Origin of the sequence: Nocardia acididurans, from assembly GCF_016741815.1 — a bacterium.
Lineage (GTDB): Bacteria > Actinomycetota > Actinomycetes > Mycobacteriales > Mycobacteriaceae > Nocardia > Nocardia acididurans.
The window spans coordinates 133,210-153,688 of sequence record NZ_JAERRJ010000003.1 but is presented as its reverse complement, the minus strand read 5'-3'; the positions used below and the strand labels follow the sequence as shown (position 1 = coordinate 153,688).

Annotated in this window: 16 protein-coding genes; 9 read left to right on the top strand and 7 right to left on the bottom strand. The window is 68.9% G+C overall.

What is annotated here, in order from left to right; all coding sequences use genetic code 11:
* Window positions 1-127 precede the first annotated feature (127 nt).
* On the bottom strand, window positions 128-910 hold the full coding sequence (locus tag JK358_RS08855) for an SDR family oxidoreductase (RefSeq protein ID WP_201945377.1): 783 nt from the start codon (window positions 908-910) through the stop codon (window positions 128-130).
* 119 nt (window positions 911-1,029) lie between these two features.
* Complete coding sequence (locus tag JK358_RS08850; RefSeq protein WP_201945376.1) at window positions 1,030-2,754, bottom strand: TerD family protein; 1,725 nt, start codon at window positions 2,752-2,754, stop codon at window positions 1,030-1,032.
* Between the two features lie 139 nt (window positions 2,755-2,893).
* Here JK358_RS08850 and JK358_RS08845 point away from each other — a divergent pair, with 139 nt between their 5' ends.
* Window positions 2,894-3,415, top strand: a complete 522-nt coding sequence (locus JK358_RS08845; protein ID WP_201945375.1) for a hypothetical protein — start codon at window positions 2,894-2,896, stop codon at window positions 3,413-3,415.
* A gap of 79 nt (window positions 3,416-3,494) precedes the next feature.
* Here the strand turns inward: JK358_RS08845 and pabB are convergent, their stop codons facing one another.
* Window positions 3,495-5,666: an aminodeoxychorismate synthase gene (pabB, locus tag JK358_RS08840; RefSeq protein ID WP_201945374.1), complete on the bottom strand. Its 2,172-nt coding sequence runs from the start codon at window positions 5,664-5,666 to the stop codon at window positions 3,495-3,497.
* 115 nt (window positions 5,667-5,781) lie between these two features.
* On the opposite strand from pabB, the gene JK358_RS08835 reads away from it, so the two are divergent.
* Both JK358_RS08835 and JK358_RS08830 read left to right on the top strand, forming a co-directional pair.
* Window positions 5,782-6,846 (top strand): phosphotransferase family protein, encoded by a 1,065-nt coding sequence (locus JK358_RS08835; RefSeq protein WP_201946225.1) that lies wholly within the window; start codon window positions 5,782-5,784, stop codon window positions 6,844-6,846.
* Window positions 6,847-6,924: 78 nt separating this feature from the next.
* On the top strand, window positions 6,925-7,503 hold the full coding sequence (locus JK358_RS08830; RefSeq protein WP_201945373.1) for a DinB family protein: 579 nt from the start codon (window positions 6,925-6,927) through the stop codon (window positions 7,501-7,503).
* 25 nt (window positions 7,504-7,528) lie between these two features.
* Here JK358_RS08830 and JK358_RS08825 read toward each other — a convergent pair whose 3' ends face one another.
* Entirely contained in the window at window positions 7,529-8,719 is a 1,191-nt protein-coding gene (locus JK358_RS08825) for a serine hydrolase domain-containing protein (RefSeq protein WP_201945372.1), read from the bottom strand.
* A gap of 140 nt (window positions 8,720-8,859) precedes the next feature.
* Between JK358_RS08825 and JK358_RS08820 the strand changes: the two genes are divergently transcribed.
* From JK358_RS08820 to JK358_RS08800, 5 genes are all read left to right on the top strand, one after another.
* Window positions 8,860-10,281 carry an amino acid permease gene (locus tag JK358_RS08820; protein ID WP_372440645.1) on the top strand — a complete coding sequence of 474 codons (1,422 nt, stop codon included), beginning with the start codon at window positions 8,860-8,862 and terminating at the stop codon, window positions 10,279-10,281.
* An 83-nt stretch (window positions 10,282-10,364) separates the two neighbouring features.
* Window positions 10,365-11,177 (top strand): serine hydrolase domain-containing protein, encoded by an 813-nt coding sequence (locus JK358_RS08815; protein ID WP_201945371.1) that lies wholly within the window; start codon window positions 10,365-10,367, stop codon window positions 11,175-11,177.
* Between the two features lie 119 nt (window positions 11,178-11,296).
* A complete protein-coding gene (locus JK358_RS08810; RefSeq protein ID WP_201945370.1) occupies window positions 11,297-11,830 on the top strand; it encodes a DUF3145 domain-containing protein in 534 nt (177 codons plus the stop codon).
* Window positions 11,831-11,925: 95 nt separating this feature from the next.
* Window positions 11,926-12,354: a hypothetical protein gene (locus JK358_RS08805; protein ID WP_201945369.1), complete on the top strand. Its 429-nt coding sequence runs from the start codon at window positions 11,926-11,928 to the stop codon at window positions 12,352-12,354.
* Between the two features lie 66 nt (window positions 12,355-12,420).
* Window positions 12,421-14,007: a hypothetical protein gene (locus JK358_RS08800; protein ID WP_201945368.1), complete on the top strand. Its 1,587-nt coding sequence runs from the start codon at window positions 12,421-12,423 to the stop codon at window positions 14,005-14,007.
* 20 nt (window positions 14,008-14,027) lie between these two features.
* Here the strand turns inward: JK358_RS08800 and JK358_RS08795 are convergent, their stop codons facing one another.
* The 3 genes from JK358_RS08795 to JK358_RS08785 are packed head-to-tail and all read right to left on the bottom strand — an operon-like array spanning window position 14,028 to window position 19,098.
* A complete protein-coding gene (locus JK358_RS08795) occupies window positions 14,028-15,503 on the bottom strand; it encodes a flavin-containing monooxygenase (protein ID WP_201945367.1) in 1,476 nt (491 codons plus the stop codon).
* A 38-nt stretch (window positions 15,504-15,541) separates the two neighbouring features.
* Window positions 15,542-17,731: an MMPL family transporter gene (locus JK358_RS08790; protein WP_307817399.1), complete on the bottom strand. Its 2,190-nt coding sequence runs from the start codon at window positions 17,729-17,731 to the stop codon at window positions 15,542-15,544.
* The gene (locus JK358_RS08785; protein WP_201945366.1) at window positions 17,728-19,098 is read right to left on the bottom strand and encodes a cytochrome P450; all 1,371 of its coding nucleotides are present in this window, start codon (window positions 19,096-19,098) and stop codon (window positions 17,728-17,730) included. The genes JK358_RS08790 and JK358_RS08785 overlap by 4 nt, the downstream gene beginning before the upstream one ends.
* 338 nt (window positions 19,099-19,436) lie before the next feature.
* On the opposite strand from JK358_RS08785, the gene JK358_RS39080 reads away from it, so the two are divergent.
* The gene (locus tag JK358_RS39080) at window positions 19,437-20,477 is read left to right on the top strand and encodes a 3-oxoacyl-ACP synthase III family protein (RefSeq protein WP_201945365.1); all 1,041 of its coding nucleotides are present in this window, start codon (window positions 19,437-19,439) and stop codon (window positions 20,475-20,477) included.
* The last annotated feature ends 2 nt before the right edge of the window (window positions 20,478-20,479 follow it).

The window sequence follows — 20,479 nt, the reverse complement described above, 5'->3', positions numbered from 1 at the left end:
TTCGGATGACAATGCCGGGCAGTCGAATCACCTTTCGGACGGACGCGGGCGCGACCACGAATCCGGGAGACTCTAGGGGTGAACCCGGATTCCCGGAATCGCCTGCCGGACGGAAGATTGAGGCAGATCAGGACGCCGGTTTCGGATAGCGCCGGTGCAACCACTCGGTGTAGTCGAACGACACTGTCTCGCCATCGTTGTCGAGGCACAGCGCAGCGTCGCGCAACCGTCGGGCGGCCCGGCCGAGCGGGGGCACCGGCACCGGCAGGACGGTCTTTCCGAGGAAGGCGCGGCGGGCCGCGGCCAAGTCGGTGAGGGTCTGCACGATCGGGCCGCCCACATCGGGCAGCCGACCGGACGGGCCCGCATCCACCGCATCGGCCAGGCGGGCGGCCACCGCCGTCACATCGACCGGCTGGAAACGCAGGGGGCCACGCGGGGCCACCCGGAATTTCGCTGCCGTGCGGAAGATCTCGTCGATGAGTTCGTGGAATTGAGTGGCGCGCAACAGGGTCCACGGGATCGGGCCGGAGGTCACCACCTGCTCCTGGGCGACCTTGGTCCGGTAGTAGCCGAACGGGACCTGGTCGCAGCCGACGATGGACACCTCGACATGATGGCCGATATCGGCGCGCTGTTCGGCGGCCAGCAGGGTGCGCACACCGTCCACCAGTACTTTCGCATGACGCAGGCCCAGGTGATTGGCGGCGTCCACCACGGTGTCCGCGCCTCGCAGCGCCTCGTCCAGGCCCGCGCCGGTGGCGAGGTCCACCGGGTGGTGCACGGTGCCGGGCACCGGGTCCGCGGGGGCGCTGCGCGTGAGCACCCGCACCGTATGGCCGCGCGCCACCAATTCCCGCACCGTCGGCGTCCCCAGTGTTCCGGTTCCGCCGAGTACCGCTACCTGCATGTCGAATCCCCTTTCCGACTCCTCTTCGGACGGTAGGACCGTTCGCCGTGGCGCTCAACATGATTCATCGCATGGTGTCCGATCGCGCACAATGCGGGGTTCTCCGCGTGTCGATGGGGTTAGATGCGGGCGCCCTTCGAGCGGTTGCAGGCACGGCACAGGATCTGCAGATTCGCCGCACTGGTCGCGCCGCCCCGGCTGATCGGGATCACGTGGTCGAACTCCAGGTAGTGGCTGTCGCCGCACTCCACGCATTTGCCGCCGTCGCGCTGCCACACCTGGGCCTTGACCTCCTGCGGGATGCTGCGGGTGTCGCGGCGGCCCGGGGTGAGTGCGAGGCGTTTCGCGACCCGCAGCGCGCCCTCGATGGTGGCGGCCGCCAGATCCGGATCGGCCACGTCGAAGGTGGCGCCGCCACGCGCGGAGGTGGCGGCCAGCACCACCCGGCCGCCCTCGGACACCACCGAAACCACTCGGCCCCAGGGCATCTCGGCTCCGGTGTCGACGCCGGTGAAGCGCAGCTTCTTATTGCTGCAGATCAAACGCCCCTCGGTGAGCTTCGGGCCGCGCGCGAGCTGGCGGATCTGGATCGCGGGCACATTGAGATGCACCCGCTCCTCCGGATCCAGATGCAATCCGGCCACCTGGATCACGGGCAGCTCACCCGACCGCAGCCGAGTCAGCATGCGGCCCCGCAGCATTCGCCGCCGCAGATCCTCGATGAGCGGCCCGGTCAACCCCAGATCGCCCACGGCCGCGTCGAAGGCGTCCATCTCCGACTGCTCGATGGCCCCGTCCGCGAACGCGAAGGCCACCAGCCGCTCCACATAGTCGTGCCCGACCGGCCGCAGCACCTCCTGGGCGGCGGCGCGTTCGATCCGCTGATACCGCAGCGCGACCCACAGCCCATCCCAGTCGCCGCCCTGCGGGCCGGTGGTGCGCAGCACCCGCTCGGCCCGCCCCCGCCACCCGGCCAGGTAGTGGCCGATCTCATCCGCGCACTCCCCGCACGTGGCCGCCCGCCCGAACAGCCGCCACCGGCGCGGCCGCCCGCAGCGATGACAGTGCCGCGCATCCGCCGACGGCACCGGCCGCGTCGAGCCGGTCCACTCCTCGCCGTCCCACCATCGCAGCAGCCCCGAATGCTCGGGATCCACATGCCAATCGGCGGTGTCGGGATTCGGCGGGGGCAGTGGCGGCGGGGCTTCCTGGCGCTCCCGCGCGAGCGAGGTGCCACGTCGCGCGGATTGCATCGCGCTCTCGTTGCCGGTGCGCGATGCCGGGCCGTCGCCCGTGCGCCGTGAGGGGTTGGTCCCGGACCCGCTCGACGGGGCGTCGCCGGGATCGTCGATCTGGACGCCGAATTCGGTGATGATGTTCGCCAGGCCGCCTGCCCAGCCCTGGCCGACGGCGCGGAAGCGCCACTGGTCGTCGCGGCGGTAGAACTCGCCGAACATCATGGCGCGCACCGAGTCCGGGTCGGTGATCTCGAACCAGGCGACGGGGCGGTTGTGGTCGAAGACGGTGAGGATGAGGCCGGGGATGTCGGCGAAGGGGGCCGCGTCGACCGAGCCGGTGACCACGATGCGGGTGACGTCGGATTCGGTGCGGGGGAGGGAGATCGACAGGCGGGCGGTGCCGGGGGCCGGTTCCTGGTCCAGCGTCACCGCCTGCGAGATGTGGCGGGGCGCGTTGAAGAAGACGAAATCACGGTCCGAGCGCACGCGGCCGGACTCGGACAGCAGTAAGGCATGCGCATCGACCTCGTGATCGGACTGCCACGAAAGGACAACCGTCAGAAGCGATGTCGGAACCGGCGTATTGCCACCCTTGGTGAGTTTCATTGTGATCGAATATTGCCACGCGACTCCGACACGCAGCGTTCGCCGAGGACAGGGCCCCTGACCCGGCGATCCCGCGCGCGCGAACCGATCGGTCTCCATCGTGCTGTGCATCCGGCCGAACCTGCGGCACAGTGGAATCATGACCAACCCCAAGGGCCGCGGCGGCGACCCGCAGCCGCCGCGCGCCACCCCGCCACCGCCGCGCGGCAAACCCCAGCCCCGCGTCCCCACCGCCGGCGACATCCTCGCCGCCGCCCAGGCCGCCGTCGAAGCCGCCCAGAGCGCCGCCGGGCAAGCCCTGGACTCCGCCCAGGTCACCGCCAGCGCCGCCTTCGACACCGCGGTCCGCCTCCCGCCGGCCTCGGTCCAGCTGGCCGCCCAGCTCCCCGACCTCATCGAAAACCTCACCACCGCCGTGGAACGCCTCAACTCCACCATCGACCGCCTCGACCGCACCCTCGCGCTGGCCGAACCCGCCTTCGTCGCCTACGACAACATGCTCACCCGCATCGAACAGGTCATGGCGCTGACCGACCAGGTCTTCGCCCGCCTCGACCGGCTGCCCGGCGCGGGCCTGCTCGGCCGCTTCACCGGCGGCCGCGAAACACCCGAACCCGAAGCGCCCGAGCCGAAGTCACGCCGCGACCCGCGCAAGAAGTAGCGGCTCGGGGACCGAAGCCCCACGCGGGTCCGCGTCGAGCGGTTGCGGTGTTGTCGGGCTCGGATGAGTTCAGCCGTCGTCAGGCCGAGGGAAGCGGGGCGGTGGGGGCTACGCCGATGCCGGGGAGAGCGCGCAGGGCGGCGGCGGCTTTCCAGACCATCTCGTGGTACTCGTCTTCGGGGTCGGAGTCGAGGACTATCGCGCCGCCCGCGCCGACTCGCCAGCGGCCGTTGTGGCGGACCGCGGTGCGGATGACGATATTGAGGTCGGCGGTGCCGCCGAGGCCGAGGAAGCCGATGGTGCCCGAATAGATGCCCCGGGCTTCGGTTTCCAGATCGTCGATGATCTCCATGGTGCGGAGTTTGGGGGCGCCGGTCATGGAGCCGCCGGGGAAACAGGCTCGGAGGCAGTCGATTACGTCCAGATCGGGGCGCAGCGTGCCGCGCACTGTGGAGACGAGCTGGTGCAGGGTGGTGTAGGTCTCGACGGCCATGAGTTCGGGGACGTGGACGGTGCCGATCTCGCAGACGCGACCGAGGTCGTTGCGGAGCAGGTCGACGATCATGAGGTTCTCGGCGCGAGTCTTGGGGCTGCGGGCCAGTTCCGCGGCCAGGTGCTCGTCTTCGAGGGGGGTGTGACCGCGCGGGGCGGTGCCCTTGATCGGCTTGCTCTCGACGGTGCGGGCGCGATCCAGTTTGAGGAAGCGCTCGGGAGAGGAGCACGCCACCTCCACGTCGCCGAAGCGCAGGAAGGCGGCGTAGGGGGCCGGGTTGCAGCGGCGCAGCGTGCGGTAGACGCTCAGGCCGTCGCTGTCGGCGGGCAGGTACGCGCTGTCGGTGATGCAGATCTCGTAGGACTCGCCCGCGTGCAACTGCTCCTGCGCGGCGGCGACATCCGCGAGGTAGCGTTCGCGCCCGCGGGTGAGCAGCGGCGCTACCGTCCGCTCCTCCGCCCGCAGCGCCAGATCCGGCGGATTCTCCCAGGTGGGAAGGGTTTCCACGATGGCCTTCGTGACCGATAGCCAATCATGCGCGGCCCGAACGGAATCCGTCTCCGCCAGCGCCAGCAGATGGGTGCGGCCCACCTCGTGATCCACCACGATCAGCCGATCCGCGAACACCCACTGGGCGTCGGGCGTCGGCGCGCGATGCACCGCCTCGGCCCCGCAGTCGGCCTTCATCTCGTAACCCAGGTACCCCACGTACCCGCCGACGAAATCGAATGGCACAGCCGGGAATTCGATCCGCCGCCGGCGTAGCTCACCGGATAGGTAGTCCAGCACGCCCCCCGGTACCGTGCGCCGCCCGGCCGCCGACTCGACCGACACCTCGCCCGACCCGACCCGGTATCGCACTACCTCCGCCAGCGGCCCCGACGCATCACCCAGGAACGAGAACCGATCCAGCCCCGGCTCCACATGCTCACTGTCGAGCCAGAACGCCGTCGGGGACGACCGATACAGCCGCAGGAACACCGCCTCGGCGTCCACCGCCCGCTCCACAACCGTGTGCTCCACGCGGTATTCCACGGTCATGGTCTTGCTCGTGGCCGATGGCGAATCCGCCGCAGACGGTGCTCTGGACATGAGCTCTGCCGTGCTGCTGCCGCTCGTCGCGCGCCTGGAATCGGTGCGCGTCGTGGTGGGGCCGTGCGGATTCGCTGCCCGCCGGTGCGCCCGCGTCAGGTCGGCGAAATTGCGCAGCAGGGTCGCACCGTGTTCGCTGGCAATGGATTCCGGGTGGAACTGCACGCCCCATCGGGGCCGGGTGCGGTGCCGGATTCCCATGACGACGCCGTCGGGTGAGGTGGCGGTGATCTCCAGTTCGCGCGGCAGCGGCGTTGCGGCGCACAGGGAGTGGTAGCGGACGGCCTGGAAGCCCTGGGGTACGCCCGCGAACAGTTCCCGGCCGTCGTGGGTGATCAGGTCCGGGTAGCCGTGGCGGGCTTCGGGGGCGCGCACGACCGATCCGCCGGCGGCGATGACGATGCCCTGGTGGCCCAGGCACACGCCGAGCAGCGGGAGGTCGGCTTCGGCGATGACCGCCGCGGAGATGCCGAAGTCGCGGGGGACGTCGGGGCGGCCGGGTCCGGGGGAGATCACGATGTTGTCGAAGGATCGCAGGTCCAGGGCCGCGAGCGCGTCGACCTCGTCATTGCGCACGACCACGGGTTCGTTCCCGTTCACCTGGCTGATGAGCTGGTACAGGTTGTAGGTGAACGAGTCGTAGTTGTCGATCAGCAGCGTGCGCATTTGGCTCGCACATTACGCCACGCGGTCTCGTGCACCGTGCTCCGACCTGCGTGAACGAGGTCACCGCCACTACTGCGGGCATATGCCTTCAGTTCGGGTTGCGGCCTGCGGCACAATGTGGGGCATGTCTGTAGCACAGCCGCTCGAGGTGGACCGCGAGGTCGTGGACTTCGCGATCGTCGGTAACTGGATGGATGAACAGGGCTTGACCGGTGGTGAATTCACCGATGTCAAACCCCTCGGCGGCGGCACGCAGAACATCATGCTGCGCTTCACCCGGGGTGGTCGCGACTATGTGCTGCGGCGCGGCCCCAAGCATCTGCGGGCGGCCAGCAACAATGTCATCCGCCGCGAATCCCGCATCCTCGGCGCGCTGGACGGCACCGGTGTGCGGCACCCCAAGGTCATCGCGGCCTGCCCGGACGAGTCGCTCATCGGTGCGTCCTTCTATCTGATGGAGCCCATCACCGGTTTCAATCCGCAGAACGAACTGCCCGCCCTGCACGCCGGGGATCCGGAGATCCGTCGGCAGATGGGCCTGTCCGCGGTCGAATCCATTGCCCGCCTCGGCTCTCTCGATCATGTGGCGCTGGGTCTGGCCGACTACGGCAAGCCGGAGGGCTTCCTCGAGCGTCAGGTCCCGCGCTGGCTCTCGGAGCTCGAGGGCTACAGCGCGAACGAGGGCTACGGCGGCCCGGAGATCCCGGGCGTGCGGCAGGTCGGCGACTGGCTCGACCGCAATCGCCCCACCGAGTGGAAACCCGGCATCCTGCACGGTGATTGCCACCTCGCCAACATGATGTTCTCCTTCGACGGCCCCGAAGTGGCGGCCATGGTCGACTGGGAGATGTCCACCATCGGCGACCCGCTGCTGGACCTGGGCTGGCAGATCTGCACCCGCCCGGAGCCCGGCAAGGTCGGCGCGGCGTTGGTCGGCAAGCTCGGCGAGGTCGGCGGCCTGCCCACGCCGGAGGAGATGATCGCGCACTACGGCAAGTTCTCCGACCGCGATCTGAGCAATGTCACCTGGTACACGGTGCTGGCCTGCTTCAAGCTGGGCATCGTGCTGGAGGGCACGCATGCCCGCGCGGCGGCGGGCAAGGCGCCCAAGCAGGTCGGCGATTTCCTGCACGCCATCACCCTGGAGCTGTTCGAGAAGGCGCATCAGCTCATGGAGTGAGTGGGCCTGTCGCGATCTCGGCGGCTATTGGCAGAATATTTGTGGTAGATAAATTTTCGCCACGATAGGTTGACGGTCATGTCGATCGTTCCCGATGCCAAGGACTGGACCTGGGTGCTCGAGCGCACCTGCACCGAATGCGGTTTCGACCCGGCGGCCACCTCCTACGAGGCGGTCCCCGGGCTGGTCCGCGGCAGCGCCCGGCGCCTGGGCGTCGCCCTCACCGCGCCGAACGCCGCTGTGCGCCCGGATGATTCGACCTGGTCGGCCCTGGAGTACGCCGCGCACGTCCGCGACGTGTGCCGCATCTTCGAACACCGCCTGGACATCACCCGCACGGCGTCTGGCCGCCCCGGTCCGGTGATCGGCGGCTACGACCCCTCGGTTACGGTGGCCGACGGCATCCCCATGTTCGCCAACTGGGATCAGGACGAGACCGCCGTGGCGGAGAACTACGGGGCGCAGCAGCCCACCGCCGTGGCGGCCGACCTGGTCGCCGTCGCCGAATCCGCCGCGCGCGCTTTCGAATCCGTGCCGGTGGCCGAGCGCGGCCTGATCGCCCGGCGCAGCAACGGATCACAGTTCACCGTGGACACCCTGGCCCGGTACTTCGTGCACGATCTGGTGCATCACGTGCACGACGTCGAGCACGCCTGAAACCCGGCGGAATTCGGGTAGCGGGTCAGCCGCAGCGGCGCAGCGCGTCGCGCAGATTGCGGGAGCGGACGTCGTCGAGCACGGCCATGCCGAGCCGGTTCATGACATAGCCGAAGCCGAGACCCGTTGCCGGATCGGCGAATCCGAAGGATCCGCCGTACCCGGTGGTGCCGTAGGCGCGCTTGTCGGTCCCGAAGCGGAAGCCGCCACGCGACTTGCGGAAGCCGAGGTGGTAGCGGCTCGGGGTGAGCAGCACCAGGTCCTCGGCGGGGACGTCGTCGGCGGTGTCCGCGGAAGCCAAGCGGTCCAAGAGATCTCGCTCGATGGGAAGCTCGCCGGTCTGCGCCGCCGCCGCGCCGTAGACGCGGGCCAGCGAGCGCGCCGTGCCGACACCGCCGGCGGCCGGGCTCTCCACCGATACGAATTCCCGCCGCGCGGCGCGCGCGGGAGCGCCCACCTGCGGGCTGTTCAGCGCCTGGAAGGACAGGCCGCGTTTGCTGTAGAGCTGAATGCCGATGCGCAGCGGCAGATCTCGCTCGTAGCGCAGGATGTCGAGCCCCTCGGTCGCCGACAGGGTGGCGACGCGGTCCATCGAAATCTCTTCCGGCATACCGATATAGAAGTCCAGCCCCAGCGGCGCGGCGAAGTCCTCGGCGAACACGCGGCCCAGCGTGCGGTGGTCCGGGTCGACGCGGCGGATCAGCTCACCCTGGAACAGACCCGCGGTGATCGGGTGGTACCCGTGCCGGGTTCCCGGCCGCCACAGTGGTTTCTGCTCGGCGAGGATCAGCGCGAGCCCGTCCAGATCGGCCATATCCTTCAGCCGCACCGGGCGATCCAGCGCCGCCAGTCCGGCCTGATGATCGAGCAGCTGCCGGACGGTGATCGACTCCTTGCCGTTGGCCGCGAACTCCGGCCAGTACCGGGCCACGGGCGCTTCGTAATCCAGCAGTCCGCGCGAGACGAACTCGGCGAAGACGAAGGCGGTCATACCCTTCGTGGACGACCAGACCGGCGCCATGGTGTCGCGTTCCCAGGCGCGGGTGCGCGTGCGATCCCGATGACCCGCCCACAGATCCACCACCGGCTCGCCCCCGGCGTAGACGGCCACGGCCGCCCCGATCTCGCCGTGCTGCCGGAAGTTGCGGCGGAAGGCATCCGCCACCGGTCCGAAACCCGCATCCACCTCGCCGTGGATAGTGACCTGCTCACTCATGGTGGCCCGATCGTATACGCCGTACCGCCCAGTCCTCCCGGGCGATCGAATGCCATGTCGTTGCTGTTGTCTCGAGGTCGGCGGTGGACACGACACCCGTTTGCCGGTGAGGGCCCATTCACCCGGTAGCGTCGCAGTACGTGCCCGGACTCAAACCGATTACCGCATCATTGCTGCGAACCAAACCGGTGGAGCAGCTCACCTCCGACGGTGAGCACACCGCGCTGCGCCGCAGCATGGGTCTCATTTCGCTGATCGCCCTCTCGGTGGGTGCGACCCTGGGCACCGGCATCTTCGTGGTGCTCGGCGAGGCCGCCCCGCTGGCGGGTCCGGCGGTCGTGGTCTCCTTCGCGGTGGCGGCGCTGGCCGCCCTGTTCTCGGCGCTGTCGTATGCCGAACTGGCCGGGGCCGTGCCGGTGTCCGGATCGGCCTACTCCTATACCTATGCCACCCTGGGCGAGATCGTGGCCTGGGTGTGCGGGTGGTGCCTGCTGCTGGAGTACGGCGTCTCGGTGGCGGCGGTCGCGGTCGGGTGGGGGTCGTATCTCAACGAGTTCCTCGGCTCGACCATCGGCTGGCGGATTCCGGATGCGTTGTCCAGTGCGCCCAGTGACGGCGGCATCATCAATCTGCCCGCGGCCGTCGTGGTGCTCATCGCGACCGCGGTACTGCTGGACGGGATCCGGGAGAGCGCGCGCGTCACCACCGTCACCACCATGATCAAGATCGCGGTGCTGATCTTCTTCGTGGTCGTCGCGGTCACCGCCTTCAACTCCGACAACCTGCACCCCTTCGCGCCCATGGGCGTGGCGGGCGTCAGTGCGGCGGCGTCCATGGTGTTCTTCTCGTTCATCGGTTTCGACGCCGCGTCGACCGCCGGTGAGGAGGCCAAGAATCCGCAGCGGGATCTGCCGCGCGCCATCATCATCTCGCTCGGCATCGTGACGCTGGTGTACGTGCTGGTGGCGCTGACCGCGGTGGCGGCCGTCGGCGTCGACGATGTGAGCAGTTCGGGCGCGTCGCTGGCGACGGTGCTGGAGCAGGTCGCCGGAAGGGGCTGGCCCGCAACGATTCTGGCGGCGGGCGCGGTGATCGCCATCGCCTCGGTGGTGCTGACCGTGCTCTACGGCCAGACCCGCATCCTGGTCTCCATGTCCCGCGACGGGCTCATGCCCTCGGTGCTGTCCCGCGTCGGGCGCAAGCGGGTGCCGACCGTCAACACCCTGGTGGTCGGCGGCGTGGTGGCGGTGCTCTCCGCGCTCGTTCCGCTCGGAGAACTGGTGAACGCCACCAATATCGGCACCCTGGTCTCCTTCGCGCTGGTGAATATCGGCGTGCTGGTGCTGCGCCGCACCAAGCCGGATCTGCCGCGCACCTTCCGCACCCTGGTGCCGCTGGTGCCGATTCTCGGTGTGGGACTGTGCGTCTGGCTGCTCGCACACCTGCCGGGTGTCACCTGGCTGGCCTTCGCGCTGTGGTCGGGGGTGGGGCTGGTCGTGTACTTCGGCTACGGCCGTCGCCGTTCGGCCCTCAACCGCGTGGCCGAGCGCGAGACCGTCTGATGCTCGCGGCGAGATCGCGGATCTGACCCGCCGCCGCTCCCTGCTTGCCCGCCATCGCGACCCCACCACGTAGGCTCGACGGCGTGCGAGCGCTGGATCTGATGCGACAGTGGCCGGTCCCTCATGCGGCGGGTGGGGTGGTGCTGGCGGGTAAGGGCACCGTCGATACCGAGGGTGAGGTGGACCGGGTGTTCCGGCTCGCCTCGGTGACGAAACCTCTTGTGGCGTACGCGGTTCTGGTGGCCGTCGAGGAGGGCGCGGTCGAGCTCGACCAGCCCGCGGGCCCGCCCGGGTCCACGGTGCGGCATCTGCTCGCGCACACCTCGGGTCTGGCCTTCGATTCGCACGAGGTGCTGGCCAAACCGGGCGAGAAGCGGATCTACTCGAGCGCCGGTTTCGAGGTGCTCGCGGATTTCGTGGCCGAGCACACCGAGATCGCCTTCGATCGCTACCTGCACGAGGCCGTTTTCGAGCCGCTGGGTATGGGCACCGCGGTGCTGTCCGGTTCCGCCGGGCATGCCGCGCGTGCCTCGGTCGCCGATCTGCTGCGGTTCGCCGAAGAATTGCTGAATCCCACTCTGGTGAGCGCTGAGCTGTATGCGAAGGCATCCACAGTGCAGTTCCCGGATCGCAATGGCGTACTTCCGGGATACGGCTCGCAGCGCCCCAACGACTGGGGTCTGGGCTTCGAAATCCGCGATCACAAACTGCCGCATTGGACCGGTGGCGCGAACTCTCCGCGGACTTATGGGCATTTCGGGCAATCCGGAACTTTCCTGTGGGTCGACCCGGAAGTCGGCATGGCGTGTCTCGGTTTGGCGGACGAAAATTTCGGGGATTGGGCCCGCGCGGCGTGGCCGACGCTCAGTGACGCGGTGATCGCCGAGTTCGCGTAGCGCGCCGACACGGCCCGCAAGTAACACACGTAACACCGGGCACTCCAGTACACTCGGGCATCGTCGGCTGTCAGGGGTCGTTGGGGAAGACGTCCCTCGTCGAGCCGGAGGTGTCAGTGGTGCGCGCATCGAGTCAGTTCGCGGACGCGACGTCGGGTGTCGTCTACATCCATTCGTCGCCGGCCGCGCTGTGCCCGCACATCGAATGGGCGCTCACCTCGACCCTCAAGGCGCCCGCGAAACTGCGGTGGACCGCCCAGCCGGCGGCCCCCGGAAGCCTGCGCGCCACCACCGATTGGTACGGCCCGGTCGGTACCGGCAGCCGATTAGCCAATGCGTTGCGGGATTGGCCGGTTCTCGCCTTCGAGGTCACCGAGGACGCCAGCGAGGGCGTGGACGGCGAACGCTACAGCTTCGTCCCCGGCCTCGGCCTGTGGAACGGGGCCATGAGCGCCAACGGCGATGTCATGGTCGGCGAGATGCGCCTGCGCACCATCGTCTCCGAGGCCCGCGCCCACGGCCGTCACTCCGCCGCCGACATCGCCGCCGAGATCGACCGTGCGCTCGGCACGGCCTGGGACGACGCGCTCGAGCCCTACCGCATGGGCGGTGAGGGCGCGGAGGTCACCTGGCTGCGCCGCGACGTCGGCTGACGCGCGGCCCGGATCCCTGTCGCGCCGTCGCGGCGAACCCGCCGATCCGAACAGCCCATCCACTCGAATTCCGTGGTTCCCGAAAGGAGTCTCCTGTGAAGCGGTGGACCCGAGGTCCGCTCACCGTGCTCGCTGCCGGTGCGTTGCTGCTCCCGCTCGCGGCGTGTGGTGACGACAGCGAAAACACCAGTGCCCCAGCGAAATCCGGCTCCTCCACGGCAGCGACCCCAGCGACGAGCCCCGCACCGTTCCCCGCCGCGGGCCACGAGATCGTCCACTGCGGTCCCGGTCCCTGGGGCCTCGCCGTCGTCGTCGCCACCGCCAAAGGCTCCGAATTCTGTTCCACCGCAACCGCTGTCGCCGCCGCCTACGCCTCCGACCGCGCCAAGCAGCCCGACGGCGATATCGCGGTCACCGTCGACAACATCCGCTGGGTCTGCGGCGAGCGGCAGGGCGACCCCAACCCGTACCAGGAATGCGGCAGCCAGAACGAGTCCGCGGACAAGGTGCGGCTCGTCTCCTGATCCACGGGGAATCCTCAGGCAACCGTGCTAGTTTGCGGCGATTGTTCTGGATCGGATGGAGTTTCGGTGGGGTTGGGTAGTTTGTGGCGTCGTGGGCTGACCGGCTCGGCGGAGGCTGCGGACGAACGCTGGCTGGCAGTGGAAAGCACTGCCTGGCAGGTGTTTTCGGAAGAATTAGCGCTGCAGCTGTTCATGCTCCCGGTCGAGGGATGCGTCTGCCTGTCCCTGCGGGACCGGGAGGTCGTGCGCTTCGAGCGGGGCGGTGCGGCACTGACATGGGTGCTCGACCCGGACCGGGCGGACCAGGGCGCGGTGCGCAGGCAGCGACTGCCCTGGCCCGCCCGCTACCAGGAGTACCTCCGCGTCGGGGATTATGTCGCAAGGGAATTGCGCTCCCGGTTCGAGGTCTGGTTGCCGGCCCAGTTCATCGCGCGGGCATGGATCGACGACACCGGCGAGGTGCTGTCCACGGGTGGGCTGGGCCACGATGCCGACGCTGCCGCGATACGGGCCGCGGGACCGGAGGAGATCGCCGACGCGGTGGAGATGAGCCGCCTGGGTTTGGACGCGCGCCGGCAGGGTGCCGAGGCAGAACATCAGCTCCGGATGATCTGCGGCAACAATCTGTTTCAGCACCGGGGGCTCGAGATCCTCACCGGTAGCGATATGACCTGGCCGGTGCGCGACCGGACCGTGGACTTCATCGGGCTGGAGGGGCCGGACACCCTGCTCGTCGTGGACGTGTTCCCCAATCTCGATGATCTGGAAGAGATTCCGCTCGTGCGACGGGAGGTCGACGGCGGCCTCGTCGAGCAGGGCGACCCCGCCTACATCTGGTCCATGATCCATGCCGATCCGGACTTCCGAGCGGTGCTGGAACAGCGGCCGCACCTGGCCGAGGCACTGGCCCAGGGCCGGATGCGGGTCGACTACACCCTGATCGTCATGGATTCGGACAAGAGCCTGCGCTACTACGAATTCGAGCCGGTGTTCGGACCGCCCGAAACCACTGCCGCCGTGGATATCTCCTACGAGCCGTCCGCCGCGGCACCCCAGTCCCCCCAGCCCCCGGCCGGCGATGCCGAACCGATCGAGCTACAGCTGCCGTTCGACCCCTATCCGCTGCTCCAGCCCGCGGATTGGCCGCACCGCCACCTGATTCCGCACTGGCCCAGCGCCTCCGGGAACGCGCCGCTCATCGTGCTGACCGCCGACATGGGCGACGGCTACGCCATGCAGAGCTATGACCCGGACGCGCCCGGCAACGACTTCCTGCTGCCCGCGGCCATTGCCAGGTTGTCCGGCTTGCAGCGTTACCCCTGGGAGACCGACGAGCTGTATGGCCTCCCCACCGTGAACTGTTCCGGCCACGACTTCTCCGCTGAGAAGGTGCTCGACCCGCGCGCCATGCAGGGTGCGCATGACGCCCTCGACAGCACCCGGCTCTGGGTTTCGACGCCGCGCCGCACCTGTCTGCTCGCCGTGCCCTACGAGCTCGACGAACGCCAGCTCATGGTGTTCCAGCGGCTGGTCACCCTCACCTATGAGGACGACTCGTACGGCAACGCGCCCATCACCCTCGGGGTCTTCCTGCTGGAGAACGGACGCATCATCGACTTCGTGGAGGATGTGAATCTACTGGGCGCGCACTGAGATTCGAGGGTGCGGGATGGTCAGACGGCGTCGCCCAGCCGCCAGTCCTCGAGCCGCAGTTGCCCGCGATCGCGGCGCAGCGTCCAGGTGCCGCCCGGGAAGGTGAGGGTGTTGGTGCCGTCGGGGGTGGTGAAGTAGTTGGTGCAGCCGCCGACCGACCAGACCCGGGAACTCAGCAGAGTCCGTGCGCGCGAGACCCATTCGCGTTCGGCGGCGGCGTCGGGCGTGTACCGGGTGATGTGGTGGGCGCGCATATGCGAGATGGTGCGCGCGATCAGCCGGGTGGTCGGCTCGATGGCCAGGAACTGCGAGGTGTGCGGGAGTGCGGTGTTGGGTCCGGTGACCGCGAAGAGGTTGGGCAGCCCGGCGAAGGCGATGCCCCGGTAGGCGGTGAAGCCGTCCCGTGCGAACTTGCGGCGGGTGGAGGTGGCCGGGGTGCGGAAGTCCGGGAAGCGGGCGATGGAATCCTGGATGTGGAAGCCGGTGGCCCACACGATGGCATCGACCTCGTGGTGCACGCCGTCCGCGGTGCGAACACCGTTCTCGGTGATCTCGATGATCTTCTCGGTGACGAGATCCACGGTGGGGCGGGCGAAGGCCGCGTAGTACTCGTCCGACACCATGGGCCGTTTGCAGCCGAAACGGTAGTCCGGCGTGAGTTTGCGGCGCGTCTCGGGATCGGGGACCTGCCGTTTCAGCGCAGCCAGGCAGATCCGTTCGTACACCGACACCAGGCGCGGGTGGAACTCGGCGAGGTGCAGCGCCTCCAGGAAGGTGAAGACGAGGGCGCGCGCGGCCAGCCGCACCGGCGGGACACGCCGGAGCAGTTTCCGCACGGCCGGCGGAATCGGGCGGTCACCACGCGGGAGCACCCACGCGGCGGACCGCTGGAAGGACAGCACCCGGGCGGAGGTGCGGGCCAGCGCCGGGACGATCTGCACGGCGCTCGCACCCGAGCCGATCACCGCGATCCGCTTGCCCGCCGGTTCGAAGGTCGTATCCCACTTGCTCGAATGCATCTGCGGCCCAGCGAAATCCGTGCGCCCGGGGATATCGGGCACCGCTTCCGCGTGCAGTGAGAAATAGCCCATGACCACCGCGCGAGCCCGCACCTCCCGGCCGTCGGCGAGCCGGACCGTCCACAGGTGGGCGGCTTCGTCGAAGTCGGCGTCGGTCACCGCACTGCGCAAGCGCACGTGCCCGCGCAGGTCGAACCGGTCCACCACGGCCTCGGTATAGCCGCGCAGCTCCGGCTGCGTGGCATACAGTCGAGTCCAATTCGGGTTGGGCGCGAAGGAATACGAGTACAGCACCGAGGGCACGTCCACCGCGCAGCCCGGATACACATTGTCGCGCCAGGTGCCGCCGATCGCGTCCGCCCGCTCCAGGATCACGAAGTTGTCGATGCCCTGGCGGCGCAGTTCGATCGCGACCCCGATCCCGCTGAAACCGGAGCCGATGATGGCGACGTCGTAGTGCTCGGGGGCGGTGGTCATGCGGCTCCTCGTCGAAACAGGGTGTGCGGTGGTGTGTTTCAGGCGTGCACGGCGACTTCCGCGGGCGGCGAACCGCCTTCGCGGATGCCGATGCGATCGTGCAGGCGGCGCAGCGGCCCCGGCGCCCACCACGTCCACCGACCGCCCAGCCGCAGCGCGGCGGGCAGCAGGAAGCCGCGGATGAGCGTCGCGTCGGCCAGCACCGCCAGCGGCAGGCCGATGCCGAACGCCTTCATGAAGGTGATGTCGGAGGCCAGAAAGCCCAGGAACACAATGGAAATCAGAATCGCCGCGGCCGTGACGATCCTGCCGATCTTCTCCAGCCCGACCGCCACCGAGCCCACCGGATCACCGGTGTGCTCATACTCCTCACGAATCCGGGCCAGCAGGAACACCTGATAGTCCATGGCCAGCCCGAAGGCGATGGCGAACAGCATGACCGGCACCACCGCCGAGATGTCGCCGGTGACGGTGAACCCGAGCAGCCCGGACAGGTGGCCCTGCTGGAAGATCCACACCAGCGCGCCGAAGGTGGCGGTGAGGCTCAGCGCGCTCAGCACCAGCGCGAGCACCGGCACGAAAACGCTTCCGGTGAGCAGGAACAGCAGCACCAGCATGAGAACCAGGACGTAGGCCAGCGCGAGCGGAGCCTTGCCCGTCAGCGCCGCGATGGCATCCAGATTGGCCGCGTCCACGCCGCCGACCAGGGCGCGTGTGGGTGCCGGGGTGTCACGGATCGCCCGCACGACCCCGTTGACGGTCTCCGGATCCGCCTCCGTCGGAATGACGGAAAGATATGCGGCGGAGTCGTTCTGGAACCGTGCGTGAATGGCCGCCTGCGGAATCGCCAGTGCGCCCGCGGCATAGCTGCCGGTCGCGGTGTCGACGCGCCGCACTCCCGCCAGTTTCGACAGGGCGGCGGCATAATCGCCGAGCCCGTCCTTGCTGTCGGGCAGCACCACGAACAGTCCGCTGAGCTCGGCCGCGTCGAAATCGGTCCGCAGGGTTTCGGCGACCTGCCGCGCGGAGGTGTCCCCCGGCATCGACCGGTAGTCCGGGAACCCGGCATTGAACTGCAGGAACGGCAACCCCAGCGCCAGCAGCACCACGATCGTGATCGTGGCGACCGGCACCGGCCGGCGCATCACCATGGTGGCCAGCCGATGCCAGAAGCCCTCGTCCACCGCCCGGGACTCGGTGCCGGACAACCCCTTCCGGCCGAATCTGGAACGCTGGACGCGCGGTCCCGCCAGCAGCAGCACCGCGGGCAGCACGGTCAGCGACACCACCGCCGCGATCACCGCCACGGCGATGCCCGCGTACCCGATGGACTGCACCGCCAGCAGCGGGAAGAACAGCATGGACGACAGCGCGGCCGCCACGGTCAGCGCGGAGAACGCCACCGTCCGTCCAGCGGAGGACATGGTGGTGCGCAACGCTTCTCGCGGTTCCGCACCCCCGGCGAGCTCCTCGCGATACCGGTTGACGATGAGCAGGCTGTAGTCGATGGCCAGGCCGAGGCCCAGCAGTGACGCCACATTCGAGGCGGTCGCGCCGAGATCGGTGACCGCGGCGATCAACCAGAGCACGCCCATGGTCAGCATGGTGGTGACGGTGCCGATGAGCAGCGGCAGCGCCGCCCCCACCAGACTGCCGAACACCAGCAGCAGCGCGATCAGGGTGAGTGGGAAGGCGATGGCCTCACCGGCGATGATGTCCTTCTCGCCCTGCTTCACCGTCTCGTGCGCCATCATGGCGTAGCCGCCGACGGTGATGTCGAGGCCGTCGTGCGCGCCCGCGAATGCCGGTGCCAGCGCGGCGATCCGGTCGTCGATGTGCATCTCGTCGCCGAGGATGGTGGCCACCACCAGACCCGTATCACCCTGCTTGTCGCGCAGGGCGGGCAGTTTGCCGGAGGTCCAGTAGGACAGCACGCCGGAGACATCCGCCTCGCCGCGCAGTCGATCGACGAGTGCTGTTGCGGCCCGGGTGGTTTCGGCGTCGTCGACGGAGCCGCCGGTTTCCACCAGCAGGACCAGGTTCGGTGCGCCCTGCGCGAAATGTTCACGCAGGGCGGCACTCGCGGCGGTGGATTCCGCGCCGGGGTCGAAATAGCCGCCGCCCTGGAGCCTGTCGAACAGCGTCATCCCCGCCGCGCCCGCGAGCAGGGCGAGCACGGCCGCCACGGTCAGCACCAGCCGGTGCCGGCGCATCACGAAGTCGATCACGGTCGGCGCGCCTCCACCTGCATGGGCAGCCGCTGCGGATGCACCAGCGCGCCGATCACGGTCTCCCGCACCGGAATTCCCGGCATGGGTCGTAGCCGCCAGCGCGCGCCGAGGGTGGCGACCTGGAGGGCGATCTCGGTGAGCGCGAAGATATTGCCCGGGCACTGGCGCGCGCCCATGCCGAACGGGATGTGCGCGCCCCTGGACAGTTCGGCCATCCGGTCCGGCAGCCACCGGTCCGGGTCGAAGCGCAGGGGATCGGGATGTATCGCCGGATCGCGGTGCACCGCCACCGGGCAGACGAAAAGCATGCTGCCCGAGGGTATCTCGACCCCGCCCAGCACATAGGTTTCCGGGACGTGCCGCACGGTGAGCCACGGCGAGTACTTGCGCAGCGTTTCCAGCACGACGCGCTTGGTGACGTCGAGCCGCGCCAGATCCGTGAATTCGGCCGCGCGACCGTTCTCGAGCACTGCGTCCAGTTCGGCGTGCAGTGCCCGCTCCACCTCGGGATTGACGGCCAGTTCGTGGAAGACCCAGGCGAGGGTGGCCCCGATGGCCTCGGTGCCGCCCACCAGGAAGTTGATCAGCTCGTCGTGCACCTGGGAATCGGTGAGCGCGTCGCCGTTCTCGTCGCGCGCCTTGAGCAGCGTGTCCAGCAGATCCCCGTGATCGAGGTCGGGATCGGCCGCCAGTTCCGCGCGGTAGGCCGTGATGATCGCGCCCGTGGCCGCTTTCATCTCCGCGACCAGCGCGTCGAAACGGCGATTGCCGGGCAGCGGCAGCCGGTCGATCCAGGCCGGGCGGGTGACCCGCCGCGACAGCAGCGTCATGACCGGCGGCAGCAGCCGATGGATGTGCTCGGCCGTCTCCGCGCCGAGCTCACCGGTGAACAGCGCCCCCGCGACCGTCCGCAGCGCCAGATCGTGCATCTGCTCGTTGACCGCCAGCACCTGGCCCGCCCGCCAGGACTCGGCGCGCTGCGCGCCGAGGCGGGTCATGACCTCCGCGTACCGCGCGATGCGGGCCTTGGCGAAGGCGGGCGCGATCATGCGCCGCTCGCGCCGGTGCCGCTGCCCCTGCAGCACGGTGACGCCCTCGCCGAGCAACGCCTCCGCCCGCTCGATCATCATGCCCTGGTCGGACAGCGCCACGAAGGCCTCGCGCACCAGCTCCGGGTCCGTCACGACATAGGTGTCGTAGCCCGGGATGCGCACCCGCACAACCGGTCCCACCGCCGACAGCGTCGACAGGAAACGGTACGGGCGGCGGCCGAAGCGCGGCCAATGGCCCAGCAGCGGCAGCGCGCCGGGTGCGGTGGGAGCGGTGCGGGTGGACGTCGAATGGTCCGTACCTATGAGTGTCATCGCGACAAGCTCCAAATCTGCTGCGCTACAGGCGAATAGCCGAATGGCCACGAAGTCCGAATGGGGCCAGGTTAGCTGAGGTGCGCGCCGAAGTCGTAGCCGTGGCGCGGGATTTGTCTCCCGCGACAGAACGCGGCACCGCAATTGTTCTCGCGGGAGTACGAATCCGGCTATGACGGTGATATGGGTCGCTCCCGCACGCGGATTTCCTTGACACCGTATGGTTCCGGCTCCTACCGTCCGAGAAATACGGCCCGAGCCATTGATCGCCTCGGTAGTCCCCATTGACGGCCATATCGCCGTTTCCCTTAACACCCCACGAAGCGGGAGTCACGATTGTGAGTGCTGCACGCCTCGGTGCGCTCGGAGCCGCCCTGCCCCAGCGCGAATACACCACGGACGAAGTGCTGGAAAGAATGTCCAGCGGCGGGCAATTCGACGTCGAGCGGATCACCGGCATCCGCACCCGGCGCATGGTCGACCGGAGCGCGGGGGAGGACACGCTGTCCCTCGGCGAGCGCGCCGCCCGCGACTGCCTGGCCCGGTCGAAGTACGAGGCCGCCGACCTCGACATCATCATCAGCGCCGGCACCACCGTGCACGACGGCTTCCACATGGTCTTCGAGCCCGCCGCCGCGCACGAGATCGCCCGCCGCATCGGCGCCGACAATGCCACCGGCTACGACGTCGTCAATGCCTGCGGTGGCACCATGACCGCGATCTACCTGCTGGAGAACATGATTCGCGCGGGTATCGTGCGCACCGGCATGGTGGTCACCTCCGAGATCATCTCCCCGGTCACCGAGGGCGCGCTCGCCGAGGCCAAGGACATCCGCGATCTCCAGTTCCCGGCGCTCACCCTGGCCGACGCGGCGGTGGCCATCCTGGTCGACCGCGCCGAGGACGAGCGGGACCGCATCCACTACGTGGACATGATCTGCAGCGCGGAATTCTCGCCGCTGTGCATCGCCAAACCCAGCGACGCCAGCGAGAACATGATCATGCTCACCGACAACATCACCATGCAGGCCGCGCCGCGCCGCGAAACCTGGGCGAAACTGCATCGCGATCTGCTCGAAAAGCGCGGCAGCACATTCGCCGACGAGAAGTTCGATTTCATCGTCTTCCACCAGCTCGGCGTGGCCTTCACCGAGAAACTCGCCGAATCCGGGGCGAAGATCCACGAGGCCGAGATGCCGCCGCGCCTGGCCACCGTGCACAAATACGCGAATACCGGGGCCAGTACGCATTTCCTCGCGCTCTACGACTACATCTCGCGCGGAGAAATACCCAAGGGTTCCAAGATCTGTTTCGTGCCGACCGCGTCCGGAATGATTTTCGGCGTCATGTCGGCCACCGTCGACGCATTGGTGGGATGAGA

Coding starts and splice junctions, on each gene's coding strand:
- JK358_RS08855 (WP_201945377.1), bottom strand. CDS start 910: ATGCAGGTAGCGGTACTCGGCGGAACCGGAACACTGGGGACGCCGACG.
- JK358_RS08785 (WP_201945366.1), bottom strand. CDS start 19,098: ATGACACTCATAGGTACGGACCATTCGACGTCCACCCGCACCGCTCCC.
- JK358_RS08850 (WP_201945376.1), bottom strand. CDS start 2,754: ATGAAACTCACCAAGGGTGGCAATACGCCGGTTCCGACATCGCTTCTG.
- pabB (WP_201945374.1), bottom strand. CDS start 5,666: ATGCGCACGCTGCTGATCGACAACTACGACTCGTTCACCTACAACCTG.
- JK358_RS08795 (WP_201945367.1), bottom strand. CDS start 15,503: ATGACCACCGCCCCCGAGCACTACGACGTCGCCATCATCGGCTCCGGT.
- JK358_RS08835 (WP_201946225.1), top strand. CDS start 5,782: ATGTGGGGCATGTCTGTAGCACAGCCGCTCGAGGTGGACCGCGAGGTC.
- JK358_RS08845 (WP_201945375.1), top strand. CDS start 2,894: ATGACCAACCCCAAGGGCCGCGGCGGCGACCCGCAGCCGCCGCGCGCC.
- JK358_RS08825 (WP_201945372.1), bottom strand. CDS start 8,719: ATGAGTGAGCAGGTCACTATCCACGGCGAGGTGGATGCGGGTTTCGGA.
- JK358_RS08830 (WP_201945373.1), top strand. CDS start 6,925: ATGTCGATCGTTCCCGATGCCAAGGACTGGACCTGGGTGCTCGAGCGC.